The organism is Streptomyces sp. NPDC086023 (assembly GCF_044540325.1).
Taxonomy (GTDB): domain Bacteria; phylum Actinomycetota; class Actinomycetes; order Streptomycetales; family Streptomycetaceae; genus Streptomyces.
This window is the reverse complement of record NZ_JBITRX010000002.1, coordinates 353,882-367,752: the sequence shown is the minus strand read 5'-3', so window position 1 is coordinate 367,752 and position 13,871 is coordinate 353,882. Positions and strand designations below refer to the sequence as shown.

Sequence of the window (13,871 nt, the reverse complement as noted above, 5' to 3'; positions counted from 1 at the left end):
GCCGGCCGGCGACTCGCGATTCATCTCCCGGAGGTGATCATCTCTTGCGCACGACGACGAAGTCCGCCAGCGCCACGAGCTGATCGCGGACCTTCTGCTCCATCTGCACCTCGTCGAGGGCGGCGATGGCGACGGCGTGCTGGCGCCGGGCCTCCTCCTCGGTCCAGCGGCGGCCGCCGGCCTCCTCGATGAGGGCGGCCCGGGCGGCGAACTCCTCCTCGGAGAAGCTGTCGAGGTCGCTGCTCTTGGCGTCGGCTGCGAGCAGCTCGCCGAGCCGCTCGGAGGCCGGGCCGCCGGCGGCGAGGGCCGCGACCACGGGCAGGGACTTCTTGCGCTGGCGCAGGTCGCTCCAGGTCTGCTTGCCGGTGGACTCCGGGTCGCCCCAGATGCCGAGCAGGTCGTCCACCGCCTGGAAGGCGAGGCCGAGGTGGTAGCCGTACTCCTCCAGCTTGTCGGCGGTGCGGTCGTCCGCGCCGCCGAGCACCGCGCCGATCGACACCGCGCAGGCCAGCAGGGCGCCGGTCTTGTTGCCCTCCATCTCCAGGCACTCCGCGACGCTGACGCGCTCGCGGTGCTCGTAGGAGATGTCCTGGGCCTGGCCGTCGATGAGCTTGCGGGTGGCGGTGGTCAGGCGGCGGGTGGCGCGGCCGGCCTCGACCGTGCCGAGCTCCAGCAGGATCTCGTTGGCCAGCGCGAAGAGGGCGTCGCCGACGAGGATGGCCTGGGCCGGGCCGTGCACCTTCCAGACGGTGTCGCGGTGGCGGCGCTGCTCGTCGCCGTCCATCAGGTCGTCGTGCAGCAGCGAGAAGTTGTGGACGAGCTCCACGGCCACGGCGCCGGGGATGCCGACCTCGGCCGCGGCGCCCGCGACCTCCGCGGAGATGAGCGCGAGCGCGGGGCGCACCGCCTTGCCGCCGTCGCCGGCCGACGGGCGGCCCTCGGCGTCGATCCACCCGAAGTGGTAGGCCGCGACGGTGTCCATGGGCGGTGCGAGCCGGTCGACGGCCGCGCGCAGTACGGGCGAGGACAGCTCGCGTCCGCGCTCCAGCAGCGCGATCACGTCCGTCCGCTCCGCGTTCCCTGCGCGGGCGTTCTCGACAGCCGGGTTCCCCGGGTTCACTGGCTCTCCTCTTGTTCCTGTACGTGACGTGCTCGTCGTGCTGATCGTCATGCCGCGCTCCTGCCGGAGGTGCCTCCGGCGCTGCCGGAAGTGGGGGTCCCCCCGGCGCAGCCAGGGGGAAGTTCATGGTGGCGGCCCAGCTCGGTGAGAGCGGTGTGCGCCGCGCCGACGCCGCTGCGCACGGCGCCCTCCATCGTCGCGGGCCACCCGGTGGCGGTCCACGCGCCGGCCAGGTGGATGCCGGGGGCCTTGGTGCGGGGGCCGGGGCGCAGCCGTCCGACGCCGGGGGTGGGGGCGAAGGTAGCCGTGCGCTCCCGGGTGACGAAGAAGTCCCGTACCTTCGCGCCGCGTGCGGCGGGCAGCAGGCGTTCCAGTTCGGGGAGGTACTTGCGGCGCAGGACGGAGACGGGTTCGTCGATGTCGTCCTGGGCGGCGGACTGGGACAGGGCCAGGTACTGGCCGCCGTCGGTGAGCCCGGAGGCGTCCGTGCGGTCGAACACCCACTGGACGGGGGTTCCGAGGGCCGCGAAGAAGGGCTGCCTGAGCACCTTGCGGTCGTATACGACGTGCACGTTGAGGATGGGGGCGGTACCGATGTCGAGGAGGGTGTCCGCGTCGTCGAGGGCGCCGTGCGGCAGCAGGGCGTGGGCCTCGCGCTGCGGTACGGCGAGCACGACGGTGCCGGCCTCCAGGGCGCCCGATTCGGTGACGACCCGCCAGTTTCCGTCCCCGGTACGGGAGACGGCGCCGACGCGGGAGCGCAGTTCGGTGGTGACCCCGGCGGTGTCGAGGGCCTTGCGGGCCAGGGTGTCGTGGAGCTCGCCGAGCGGGACGTGGGCCCAGCCGATGTCGGCGGCGCCGGGTTCGGTGAGCAGCGCGGTCTTGAAGACCATCGCGGCCAGCCCGAGGGAGGACCGGTCGGCGGTGGCGTTGAGGGTGGCGATGCCGATGAGGTCCCACAGGGCCTCGACGCTGCGCGCGGACTGCCCGTGGCGGCCGAGCCAGGTGGCGAAGTCCACGCCGTCCAGGGCCGGGTCGGCCGGGTCGAGGGAGCGCAGGGCGAGGGCGGCACGGCCGACGGCGGCGCGCTCGCGCAGGCTGAGGTGCGGGTAGGCGGCCAGCGAGCGGCCGAGGTGCAGGGGGACGGGCAGGGCGGTGCGGCGCAGCCGGCCGAGCCGGGGGCCCTTGGGGTGGGCGACGTCGAGGACGGGTACGTCGAGCCGGTCCTGGAGCGGGGCGAGGTGGGCGCCGCCGACGCGGTCGAGGAACCACCGGTAGGCGGTGCAGCAGCGCAGGTAGACGTGCTGGCCGTTGTCGACGGTCAGCTCGCCGCGCTTGAAGGAGAAGGCGAGGCCGCCGAGGCGCGGCCGGCCTTCGAGGAGGGTGACCTCCAGCCCCGCGTCGGCGAGTTCGAGTGCTGCGGTGACCCCGGCGAGGCCGCCGCCGACGACGACGGCACGGTTGTCGCTCACGCGTCCTCTCCTCCCGCCGCCGGCGGTACGGTCCGGCCGGTGCCCGGCAGGGCCGCGGTCGCGCCGGACGTACGCGAAGACGCCGCGGCCGGGCGGCCGGTTGCCCGGGCGGCGGTACGGTCCGCCCGTACGTGCGCGCGAGCCGGGGCGGCGGGCCCGTGGGGGTCGGCGCCGCGGGGCGGGGACTGCACGGTGGGGTACGTCACGGTCAGGCCCGCCTCCTCGTGCTCCGGCGTGAGATGGTCCGCGCGTCGAGGCCGGAGAGGCCGCGCACGGCGACGTACGCCTTCTCGTGGCCCGGCAGTGAGACGCGGCCGCGCAGGACGGCCGCCGGGTCGCGCTCGATGCGGTCGAGGAGGCGGCGGTAGATGCCGGCCATGGCCGCCACGCAGGCGCCGCTGCGCCGGTCGAGCATGGGCAGCAGCCGGTAGCCCTCGGCGAAGAGGGCGCGGGCGCGCCGCACTTCGTGGTGGACCAGGCCCGGGAAGTCGGAGCCGGCGGGGGCGCGGCCCGAGCCGAAGCCCTCCGCGCAGCCGAACTTGGCGAGGTCCTCGGCCGGCAGGTAGGTGCGGCCGTTGCCCGCGTCCTCGCGAACGTCCCGCAGGATGTTGGTGAGTTGGAGCGCGAGGCCGAGGGTGTCGGCGTACTCGGCGGCGCGCTCGGCGTCGGGTGCGCCGGGCTGGGTGCCGAACACGCCCAGGGAGAGGCGGCCGATGGCCCCGGCGACGCACCGGCAGTAGACCGCGAGGTCGTCCCAGGTCTCGTACGTCTCGCCGCGGACGTCCATGAGCACGCCGTCGATCAGCTCGTCGAGGCCGCCCAGCGGGATGGGGAAGCGGCGGGCGGCGTGGGCGAGGGCGACGGCGACCGGGTCGGTGTCGTCCTCGTCGACCCCGCCGTCGCGGATCCGGCCGAGCAGCGCCCGGGTGTCCTCCAGGCGCGCGAGCTTCGCCGCGGGCGCGAGCGTGCCGTCGCCGATGTCGTCGACCCGCCGGGAGAAGGCGTACAGGGCCGACATGGCCTGGCGCTTCTCGGTGGGCAGCAGCCGGATGCCGTAGGCGAAGTTGCGCGCCTGGGTGCCGGTCACTGCCTCGCAGTAGCTGTACGCGGCGAGTACCGCTCCGGACGCGTGCGAGGTTCCCTCCACGGTCGGGCTCACCCCTCTCTCGGCGCAGTGCGCAGGACGGCGCCCACCTCGCGCACCAGGCGGAGCTTGGCGGGCTTGGGCGAACTGGACAGCACATCGAACCCCGCGTCGGCCACGGCGCACAGCGCGGCGCGCCCCCCTGCGACGAACCCGGCGAGCAGCAGCCGGAGCCTGCCGTGGACGCTACCCACGAGCGGGGTTCCTTCATTCAGCAGCCGGCGGGCGCGCTCGGCCTCGAAGGCGACGAGCGAGCGCACGGAGGCGTTGGCGGTGGGACGGGCGAGGTCGGCCTCGGCGACGCGGAAGCGTTCCATGTCCTCGGCGGGGAGGTAGATCCGGTCGCGGCCGAGGTCCTCGGCGACGTCCTGGAGGTGCTCGACGATCTGGAGCGCGGTGCAGATCTCGTCGGAGCGGCGGATCCGCTCGGGGGTGCCGGTGCCGGTGAGGGACAGCACGAGCCGGCCCACGGGGTTGGCGGACAGCTCGCAGTAGGCGGCGAGCTCCTCGTACGTGGCGTAGCGGGTCACCCGCTGGTCCTGCCGGTTGGCCTCGATCAGCCCGAGGAACGGCTCCGGGGTGAGCCCGTGGCGGTCCACCACGGGCTGGAGGGCCTGGAGGAGCGGGTGCCGGGGGGTGCCGTCGAACACGCGCCGCAGGTCCGCCTCGAAGGCGTCGAGTACGGCGAGGCGGTCGTCGGCGCGGTCCGGGGCGACGCCGAGCAGCGCGGCGTCGCGGCCGCCGGGGGCGAGGTCGCCGTCGCCGATGTCGTCGACGAGGCGGGCGTACCCGTATACGGCCATGAGTCCCTCGCGCCAGGCGGCGGGGACGAAGAACGGGGCGACGGGGAAGTTCTCCTCCGCTGCCTTGCCGAGGGTGGCGCGGGTGTGTGCCGTGTCGGACGGGGGCCGGATGCCGGGCCCCGCGGTCACCGCCCGCCGCCCGGGGCGGGGACGGCTCGCGCGCCTGGGGGCCGGAGAATTCCCGTAGCCATTGCCGTCACATCTCCCGTTCTACACTGCCGACCCAAAACATCCTATTTCGGACACGCCGCCGGTCCGCCCGGCGAGGGCCGCCGCTTACATGCGGGGAAACCGCCCCACTTGCCACGAATCAGCACCGGTACAGCTTACGTTGTACAACGCTTTTCGGCCCTGCCGGGTGTCCGTCCGGTGACCGAATGTCGCACGGCGGCCCCCGCCGCGGGCCGCGGCGGGGGCCGGTGGTGGTGCCGGAGTGACCGGTGGGGGCGGTGTCGTGGGGACACGGCCCTGGCCGGCCGGGTGTCGTGGGGACACGGCCCTAGCGGCCGGTCTCCTTCTCGTACGCCTTGACGACCTCGTCCGTGGGGCCGTCCATCAGCAGCTCGCCCTTCTCCAGCCAGAGCACGCGGTCGCAGGTGTCCCTGATCGACTTGTTGCTGTGGCTGACGAGGAAGACGGTGCCCGCCTCCTTGCGCAGTTCGCGGATCCGCTCCTCGGAGCGGATCTGGAAGCGGCGGTCACCGGTGGCCAGCGCCTCGTCGATCATCAGCACGTCGTGGTTCTTCGCCGCGGCGATCGAGAACCGCAGGCGCGCCGCCATGCCGGAGGAGTAGGTGCGCATCGGCAGGGTGATGAAGTCGCCCTTCTCGTTGATGCCCGAGAAGTCGACGATCCCCTGGTAGCGCTCCTTGATCTCCTCGCGCGACATGCCCATCGCGAGGCCGCCGAGCATCACGTTCCGCTCGCCGGTCAGGTCGTTCATCAGCGCCGCGTTCACGCCCAGCAGCGAGGGCTGGCCGTCGGTGTAGACCTTGCCCGACTCGCACGGCAGCAGGCCGGCGATGGCGCGCAGCAGCGTCGACTTGCCCGAGCCGTTGGTGCCGATGAGGCCGATGGCCTCGCCCTTGTACGCCGTGAAGGAGACGCCGCGCACGGCGTGCACCTTGCGCACGCCCGGGGCGTCGCCCGTCTTCCTGCGGCGGAGTATCTTGCTCATCGCCGCCGTGGCGCTGCCCTTGCCGCCGCCGCCGGCGTTGACGCGGTAGACGATGTGGACGTTGTCCGCGATGACCGTGGGGACGGCCGCCCGGTTGTTCTCAGCCACGGCCGTAACGCTCCTCAGCCTTCCAGAAGTACACGAAACCGCCGAGGCCGATCAGCACGGCCCAGCCGACCGCGAAGGCCCACACGTGCGGGGGCAGGTAGCTGGAGTCGTACCCGTCGATCAGGGCGAAGCGGATCAGGTCCATGTAGATGGCCGCGGGGTTCCACTGCAGGACGTCGGCGATCCAGGCCGGCTTGTCCTTCAGGTACACGCTGATGGAGAACATCACGCCGGACGCGTACATCCAGGTGCGCATGACGAACGGCATCAGCTGCGCCAGGTCCGGGGTCTTCGCTCCCGCCCGCGCCATGACCATCGCGAGCCCGGTGTTGAACACGAACTGCAGGAACAGCGCGGGGATCACCAGCAGCCAGGACAGCTGCGGGTAGTTCCCGAAGGCCACGGCGACCGCGAAGACCACGATCATCGAGTACAGGAGCTGCTGGAGCTGCTGGAGCGAGAAGGAGATGGGCAGCGAGGCGCGCGGGAAGTGCAGCGCCCGCACCAGGCCGAGGTTGCCCGAGATCGCGCGGACGCCGGCCATCACCGAGCTCTGGGTGAACGTGAAGACGAAGATGCCCATCACCAGGAACGGGATGTACACGTCCTTGGGCATGTCCTTGCCCGCGTTCAGGATGAGCCCGAAGATCAGGTAGTAGACGAACGCGTTGAGCAGCGGGGTAGCGACCTGCCAGATCTGGCCGAGCTTGGCCTGGCTGTACTGCGCCATCAGCTTCGCCCGCGAGAACGCGACGATGAAGTGGCGCCTGCCCCACAGCTGCCGGACGTACTCTCCGAGCCCCGGTCGGGCACCGCTCACCGACAGGCCGTACTTCGCCGCGAGTTCCGCGGCGCTCAGCCCGGCGTCGGGAGACGGCGGCTTGCTCGTGGCGAGGGCGCCGTCATGGGTTGTGTCACTCACAAGTTGAAACTTTCGTCTTCAAGATGCGCGGCCGGTCGGGCGTGTGGCGGTCGGACGCCTGGTCCCGGGAGTACGCCCATGCTCCCAGAACCGAGCTTGTCAGATGACGGGAGGTCGGCCCAGCCGGGTCAGCCGCCACACGGTCCGCCACTTCATGGGACGACGCGGGCCGCACGGCGTGGACCATCCCTCGCGGAAGCCTCCGAACCAGGCCTTGAGGGCCGCGGCCGAGGGCCTGCGCAGCAGCGTCAGGAGCAGCCAGACGCCCACGTACACGGGGACCAGCGGCGCGGGCAGGTTCCGGCGGGCCAGCCAGACCCGGTTGCGGGCCACCATCCGGTGGTACACCGCGTGCCGGGAGGGCGCGGTCGTCGGGTGGAACAGGACCATGTCGGCGCGGTAGTCGATCAGCCAGCCGGCGTCGAGGGCCCGCCAGGCCAGGTCCGTCTCCTCGTGCGCGTAGAAGAACTCGCCGGGCAGCGGACCGACCTCCTGGAACACCTTCGTGCGGACCGCGTTGGCGCCGCCGAGGAAGGTGGTCACCCGCGAGGAGCGCATCGGGTCCGACGCGCGCAGCCGCGGCACGTGGCGGCGCTGCGTGACACCCGTGTCGGGGTCGGCGATCCGGAAGCTGACGATGCCCAGCTCCGGGTCCTCCGCGAAGGCCTGCCGGCACAGCTCGGCGGTGTCCGTGCGGGGCAGCAGCCCGTCGTCGTCGAGGAACAGCAGCAGGTCGACGTCGGAACCGCCCGGGCCGAAGGCCTCGATGCCCACGTTCCGGCCGCCGGGGATGCCGAGGTTCTCCGGCAGGTCCACGGCGCGCACGCCCGCGGGCACCAGCTCGGAGGCCTTCACGCCCTGGCCGACCACGACCACCTCGACCGGATCGCCCTCCTGGCGGGCGACCGAGTCGAGCAGCGCCTTCAGCTCGTCGGGGCGGTTGCCCATGGTGATGACCACCGCGCCGACGCGCAGGCCGGCGCTCACCGGAGCCTGCTGGAGGCCAGGACGGACACCAGGTGCAGCACCGTCTGGAGGAGCGCGATGCCGGCCAGTACGGCGACACCGAGCCGGGTGTAGAACAGGTCGCCCCGCATCTGGTCCAGCACGGCCAGCACCAGGATCAGCAGCGACGCCTCGATGCCGAGGATCAGCCGGTGGAACTTCAGCGCCGCCGCGGCCCGGCGGGCCAGCGCCACGCCGGAGGACCGCGGCTCCGCCGCCGCCTCCTTGACGGGCTCCATGCCCGCCTGGTGGCGGGCGACGCCGACCAGGTCCGTCTCGGCCTTGATCAGGATGGCGCCGAGCGCCGCGAGGGTGCCGAGGAAGGCCCACAGCCAGTCGATCCGGCCGCCGCCCCACAGGTCGGCGGCGCGCAGGCCCATGCCGACCAGGACCGCCGCGTCGCACAGGTACGCGCCGACCCGGTCCAGGTACACCCCGGACAGGCTGTACTGCTTCTTCCAGCGGGCCACCTCGCCGTCGACGCAGTCGAGCAGCAGGTACAGCTGGACCGCGGCCACGCCGAGCACCGCGCCCCAGATGCCCGGCACCAGCAGGGCGGGGAGGGCGAGGACGCCCGCGAGCGTCATCAGGTAGGTCAGCTGGTTCGGGGTGACCTTCGTGCCCACCAGGACACGGGTGATGCGCAGGGAGACCTCGCGCATGTACAGGCGGCCGCCCCAGTGCTCACCGCTGCGCCGGTCCTTCACACCCGGGGGGTGCACGACCGGGCGGAGTTCAGCTACCGATGGTCTTGGCATAGTCGGAGTAGGCGTCCCTGATCTCGGCGACGGACAGGTTGAGGTGCTCCAGGATCGTGAAGCGTCCCGGACGGGTCTGGGGGGCGTACTCGACGGCGGCGACGAACTCGTCCACGCTGAACCCGATCTCCTCGGGCAGCACGGGCAGCCCGTGGTTGCGCAGCACCTGCGTGAAGAGGCCGGCCTGCTCGCGGGAGCCCCTCAGGTACATGGCGAAGGCCGCGCCCAGGCCCACCTGCTCGCCGTGGAGCGCAGAGCGCCCCGGGTAGAGCAGGTCGAAGGCGTGGCTGATCTCGTGGCAGGCCCCGGACGAGGGGCGGCTGTCGCCGCTGATCGACATGGCGATGCCGGAGAGCACCAGCGCCTCGGAGAGCACGGTGAGGAACTCGTCGTCCCCGCAGCCGCCCGGGTGCCGCAGCACGGACTCGCCGGCGGTGCGGGCCATGGCGGCCGCCAGGCCGTCCACCGCCTCGCCGGTGATCTCGTGCGACAGCTCCCAGTCCGCGATGGCGGAGATGTTGGAGATCGCGTCGCCGATGCCGGCCCGGATGAACCGGGCCGGCGCGTCCCGGATCACGTCGAGGTCGATGACCATCGCGATCGGGGTGGGCACGCCGTAGGAACCGCGCCCGTTGTCGTTGTCCAGGATGGACACGGGCGAGCAGATGCCGTCGTGGGAGAGGTTGGTGGCCACGGCCACCATGGGCAGGCCGACCCGCGCCGCGGCGTACTTCGCCACGTCGATGATCTTGCCGCCGCCCAGGCCGACCACGGCGTCGTACCGGCGGCCCTTTATGTCGTCGGCGAGCTTGACCGCGGAGTCGATCGTGCCGTCGACGACCGGGTACCAGTCGGCGTGCGGGAGTACGGGCTCCAGCTTGGCGCGCAGCGCCTGGCCGGACCCGCCGCTGATCGCGATCGCCAGCTTCCCCGACGCCGAGATCCGCTGGTCGGCCAGGAGGCCGGCCAGGTCGTCCATGGCGCCGCGGGAGATGTCGACGACGACCGGCGACGGGATCAGCCGCGTCAGTACTGGCATGCGATCTTCCGGCCCTTGGCGAGGTCGTCGTGGTTGTCGATCTCGACCCACTGGACGTCGCCGATCGGGGCCACGTCGATCGTGAAGCCGTCGTTGACGAGGTGCTGGTAGCCGTCCTCGTAGTACAGGTCGGGGTCGCGCTCGAAGGTCGCCTTCAGCGCGTCGGCGAGGGCCTCGGCGGCCTCCGGCTCGATCAGGGTGACGCCGATGTACTCGCCGGTCGCGGTGGCCGGGTCCATCAGCTTGGTGATCTTCTGGACGCCCTTGCCGTCGGCGGTGATGACCTTCATCTCCTCGTCGGCCAGGTTCTTGACCGTGTCGAGGGCGAGGATGATCTTCTGGCCGTTGCCGCGGGCGGCGAGCAGGGTCTGCTCGACGGAGACCGGGTGGACGGTGTCGCCGTTGGCGAGGATCACGCCCTGCTTGAGGACCTCACGCGCGCACCACAGGGAGTAGGCGTTGTTCCACTCCTCGGCCTTGTCGTTGTCGATCAGCGTGATGTTCAGGCCGTACTTGGCCTCCAGCGCGGCCTTGCGCTCGTACACGGCCTCCTTGCGGTAGCCGACGACGATGGCGACGTCGGTCAGCCCGACCTCGGCGAAGTTGCCCAGGGTCAGGTCGAGGACCGTGAGGCTCTCCTCCTGGCCCTCGGGGCCGACGGGCACGAGGGCCTTGGGGAGGGTGTCGGTGTAGGGACGCAGACGGCGTCCGGCACCGGCGGCGAGTACAAGGCCGATCATGCTGGTTCTCCTTCGTCATGTACGGCGGGTGCTCCGGAAGAGACCCAGAAGCGGATGCTCTCCACGAGCACCACGAGTGCCACGAACACGGCCAGGGCCGTGAGCGCGACGGGGAAGTCCGTGTGCGCGAGGACTGCGGCGAGGACCACGGTCAGCAGGACCCGGCCCTCGTGGCCGCCGGTCGTCCGCACCAGCCAGTGCGGGGGCGCGCCGGTGCCACCGCGGATGCGGTACACCGTGTCGTAGTGATGGTAGGCGACCGCCGCCACCAGCCCGAAAGCCGCGGGGAGGGCGCCGTTCACCCCGGCCTTGGCGGCCAGGACCAGGACGGTGCCGTACTCGGCGGCCCGGAACAGGGGCGGGACCAGCCAGTCCAGGGGTCCGGCGAGGGGCCGGGAGACCGCGACCCCGGCGAGCAGGACGTAGCCGGCCGCGAAGGGGACGAGCGTGCTGCTGCCGAACGGCAGCCACAGGGCGGCACCGGTGATCAGCAGGGCGGCGAGCAGCGCGGGGGCGACGGCGGGGCCGGGGAGCCGCACCGCGCGGGCAGCCGGCTCGGCCAGCGGGCCGGAGTCGGTCAGGTCGTACAGGGCCCGCGCGGCGCGCTCGGTCCGCTTCGCCTTGCGGGTGAGCGAGCGCAGGACGCGGCCGGCCGTGGTGTAGAGGGCGCCGAAGGCGCAGCCGACCAGCAGGGCGTAGAACGTGATGCGGGGGGTGGTGAACGCGGTCAGGACCGCGATCATCGCCCAGCGCTCGCCGATCGGCAGGATGATCATCCGCCGGGCCCAGACCGTCCATCCGACGCTGTCGAGCCGGTCCGAGAGCGCCGCGGTGGGGCTGGTGTTCGCCGTCGCGTCGTGGTTGGCCTCGTTGAAGGCGAAGTCGACCACGTGCCGGCAGGTCATCAGGATCATCGCGCCGAGCGCCAGCGCCCACACGTCGTCGCCGTTGCGGGCCGCGCCGAGCGCCAGACCGGCGTAGAAGGAGTACTCCTTGGCCCGGTCGAAGGTGGCGTCGAGCCAGGCGCCCAGCGTCGAGTACTGGAGCGAGTAGCGGGCCAGCTGGCCGTCGGTGCAGTCGAGCACGAACGAGACCAGCAGCAGCACGCCCGCGGTGACGTAGCTCCAGCGCTCGCCGGTGGCGGCGCAGCCGGCCGCGACCAGCGCGGTGACCAGCGAGGCGGTGGTGACCTGGTTCGGGGTCAGACCGCGGCGCGCGCACCAGCGGGCGATGTAGCGCGAGTACGGGCTGATGAAGAAGGTGGTGAAGAAGCCGTCACGGGACTTCACCGCGGTGCGCAGCCGCACCGCCTCGTCGTCCACGGCGGCGACCGCGGCGTCCGCGACCTCCCGCTCGGCGCGGGACTCGGGCACGGCGGCGACGAGGGTGCCCAGCTCGGGGCGCTGCACGGCCGTGCCGCCGGCCTCGATGACCTCGGCCAGCTCGTCCGGCAGGCTGTGCGCGGGCGCGGTGGCCCGGGCCAGCGCCCGGTCGAGGCCGGGGCGGGCGGCGGGCTGGACGCCGAGGGCGCCCGGGACCGCGGCCGCGGCGAAGCGGGGGTCGGTCAGGGCGAGGCGCAGCGCGTGCCGGTGGCCGGTGAAACGGCTGTCCACCACCGCGACGCGCTCCCCCGCGGGGACTGCGGCCAGCAGAGCTCCGGTGTCACCGGGGCCGGCGGCGATCCGTACGTCGAAGCCGAGGGCACGCAGATCGCCTTCGAGCGGCGATCCGGGTACCGGCGGGCCGGTGAGGATGGCGGTCGACAGACGGACTCACTCCTTGGGACGGGCGCCCCAGGGGGCGGGCTGCACGTCGGCAGAGGCTATCGGATGAGAGGAAGCGGACGTTCACCGCCCGTTTACGCCCCGACAATCCGACGATCTCCGGCTCGGCGGCCCTCGTGATCATCATGGTCGATACGCCGTCCCGGGGACAAACCCCGGGGATGTTAGGCTCGGTTCCCGGACGCCCCCGTACACCGGGTGCGTCGCGCCGGAACCGTGAACGTGATGAAGGAGGTGGGTTGATGACCGTCGTGATGTGCGCCACCACGCGTGGTGCCGACCGGTTCATCCCCATCCTCCGGGTGTCCGGCCAGGCCTGATCCGACCGCGGTACGTCGCTTCTCGGCGACCCGCGCGGAGGGCCGTCGGCCGGAGCCCCCTTTCCTAGGGTTCACGTTGACCGACAACACCCACGACGCTTCCGCGTCCTCTTCTTCGTCATCCTCCTCTTCTTCTGCCGCTCCTCCCGCCTCCTCCTCTCCTGCTTTCTGGGAGGCGTTCTTCGAGCTGCACCACGGGCTGCCCCGGCAGGGCCCCGGCTCCGACGCCACCACCCGCCGGCTGCTCTCCCTGGCCGGACCGCTCCCCGAGCGGCCGCGGATCCTGGACCTGGGCTGCGGTCCCGGCCGCTCCGCACTGCTCCTCGCCGCCGAGGCCGGCGCCGAGGTGACCGCCGTCGACCTGCACGAGCCGTTCCTCGACGAGCTGCGGGCCGAGGCCCGCGCCCGCGGGCTCGACGGACGGATCCGCACCGTCAAGGCGGACATGGCGGACGTCCCCTTTCCGGATGGTTCCTTCGACCTCGTCTGGGCCGAGAGCTCCGCGTACTCCCCCAGCTACCGCTGGGCGGTGCCCCCAGGCTTCGACACCGCGCTGGCCACGTGGCGCCGGCTGCTCGCGCCCGGCGGGACGCTCGTGCTGACCGAGTGCGAGTGGACCGTCGACGAGCCGTCCCCGGCGGCGCGCGCCTTCTGGGACCCGCACTGCCCGCTGCGCACCGGGGACCGGAACCGGGCGGCCGCGGCCGCCGCCGGCTACCAGGTGGTGGCGGTGGTCCCGCAGCCCGAGTCCGACTGGGACGAGTACTTCGGGCCGCTCGCCGCCCGCGCCGACACGGCCGACCCCTCCGCGCCCGGGATGGCGGCGGCACTCGCCGCCACCCGCGAGGAGATCGCCGTGCGGCGCGAACACGGCGGCGACTACGGCTACACCGGGTACGTGCTGCGGCCGTGGGGCACGCGGTGGCGGGTGCGGCCCGAGCGGGCGGACGACCGGGCCGCCGTACACGCCGTGCACGCGGCCGCCTTCGAGACTCCGATGGAGGCCGACCTGGTGGACGCGCTGCGGGAGGACGGTGCCTGGCTGCCCGGGCTGTCGTACGTCGCCGAGGCGCCCGACGGGTCGGTGGCCGCGCACGCGCTGCTGACCCGCTGCCACGTCGACGGGGTCCCGGCCCTCGCGCTGGCGCCGGTGGCGAGCCTGCCGGGCTCGCAGCGGCAGGGTGCCGGGAGCGCGGTGGTGACGGCGCTGCTCGACGCGGCACGGGCGGCCGGTGAGCCGCTGGTGCTGGTGCTCGGGCATCCCGACTACTACCCGCGGTTCGGGTTCGTCCGGGCCTCGCGGTACGGGATCCGGGCGCCGTTCGACGTACCGGACGAGTACCTGATGGCGCTCGTCCTGGACGGCTCCGCGGCCGTGCCGGCGGGGACGCTGGCGTATGCGGGGCCGTTCGGCGTCTGAGGCGTGGCAGCCGGTCCGGGGCTGCGGCCCGGGCCCCTGAGGGCCGGGGCCGGCCTCCG

General features: G+C 73.0%; 12 protein-coding genes. 1 reads left to right on the top strand and 11 read right to left on the bottom strand.

What is annotated here, in order from left to right; genetic code table 11:
* Window positions 1-37 precede the first annotated feature (37 nt).
* The 11 genes from ACIF6F_RS04975 to ACIF6F_RS04925 all read right to left on the bottom strand — a co-directional run bounded on the left by ACIF6F_RS04975 (window position 38) and on the right by ACIF6F_RS04925 (window position 12,054).
* Window positions 38-1,120: a polyprenyl synthetase family protein gene (locus ACIF6F_RS04975; protein WP_399941321.1), complete on the bottom strand. Its 1,083-nt coding sequence runs from the start codon at window positions 1,118-1,120 to the stop codon at window positions 38-40.
* Between the two features lie 47 nt (window positions 1,121-1,167).
* On the bottom strand, window positions 1,168-2,592 hold the full coding sequence (gene hpnE / locus ACIF6F_RS04970; RefSeq protein ID WP_399941318.1) for a hydroxysqualene dehydroxylase HpnE: 1,425 nt from the start codon (window positions 2,590-2,592) through the stop codon (window positions 1,168-1,170).
* Between the two features lie 208 nt (window positions 2,593-2,800).
* Complete coding sequence (gene hpnD, locus ACIF6F_RS04965) at window positions 2,801-3,751, bottom strand: presqualene diphosphate synthase HpnD (protein ID WP_399941315.1); 951 nt, start codon at window positions 3,749-3,751, stop codon at window positions 2,801-2,803.
* Window positions 3,748-4,668: a squalene synthase HpnC gene (gene hpnC, locus ACIF6F_RS04960; protein WP_399941312.1), complete on the bottom strand. Its 921-nt coding sequence runs from the start codon at window positions 4,666-4,668 to the stop codon at window positions 3,748-3,750. The genes hpnD and hpnC overlap by 4 nt, the downstream gene beginning before the upstream one ends.
* A gap of 370 nt (window positions 4,669-5,038) precedes the next feature.
* Complete coding sequence (locus ACIF6F_RS04955; RefSeq protein WP_399941309.1) at window positions 5,039-5,824, bottom strand: ABC transporter ATP-binding protein; 786 nt, start codon at window positions 5,822-5,824, stop codon at window positions 5,039-5,041.
* A complete protein-coding gene (locus ACIF6F_RS04950; protein ID WP_399941306.1) occupies window positions 5,817-6,746 on the bottom strand; it encodes an ABC transporter permease in 930 nt (309 codons plus the stop codon). The genes ACIF6F_RS04955 and ACIF6F_RS04950 overlap by 8 nt, the downstream gene beginning before the upstream one ends.
* A 99-nt stretch (window positions 6,747-6,845) precedes the next feature.
* A complete protein-coding gene (locus ACIF6F_RS04945; RefSeq protein ID WP_399942164.1) occupies window positions 6,846-7,694 on the bottom strand; it encodes a glycosyltransferase family 2 protein in 849 nt (282 codons plus the stop codon).
* A gap of 35 nt (window positions 7,695-7,729) precedes the next feature.
* Window positions 7,730-8,509 carry a CDP-alcohol phosphatidyltransferase family protein gene (locus ACIF6F_RS04940; protein ID WP_399941303.1) on the bottom strand — a complete coding sequence of 260 codons (780 nt, stop codon included), beginning with the start codon at window positions 8,507-8,509 and terminating at the stop codon, window positions 7,730-7,732.
* On the bottom strand, window positions 8,487-9,548 hold the full coding sequence (locus ACIF6F_RS04935; RefSeq protein ID WP_399941300.1) for an iron-containing alcohol dehydrogenase family protein: 1,062 nt from the start codon (window positions 9,546-9,548) through the stop codon (window positions 8,487-8,489). Before ACIF6F_RS04935 ends, ACIF6F_RS04940 begins: the two co-directional genes overlap by 23 nt.
* Window positions 9,536-10,288 carry a sugar phosphate nucleotidyltransferase gene (locus ACIF6F_RS04930; protein WP_399941298.1) on the bottom strand — a complete coding sequence of 251 codons (753 nt, stop codon included), beginning with the start codon at window positions 10,286-10,288 and terminating at the stop codon, window positions 9,536-9,538. The genes ACIF6F_RS04935 and ACIF6F_RS04930 overlap by 13 nt, the downstream gene beginning before the upstream one ends.
* Window positions 10,285-12,054 (bottom strand): DUF5941 domain-containing protein, encoded by a 1,770-nt coding sequence (locus ACIF6F_RS04925; RefSeq protein ID WP_399942161.1) that lies wholly within the window; start codon window positions 12,052-12,054, stop codon window positions 10,285-10,287. Before ACIF6F_RS04925 ends, ACIF6F_RS04930 begins: the two co-directional genes overlap by 4 nt.
* A 525-nt stretch (window positions 12,055-12,579) precedes the next feature.
* Here ACIF6F_RS04925 and ACIF6F_RS04920 point away from each other — a divergent pair.
* Window positions 12,580-13,812, top strand: coding sequence for a bifunctional class I SAM-dependent methyltransferase/N-acetyltransferase (locus ACIF6F_RS04920; RefSeq protein WP_399942158.1), 1,233 nt, complete (start codon window positions 12,580-12,582; stop codon window positions 13,810-13,812).
* Window positions 13,813-13,871 lie beyond the last annotated feature (59 nt).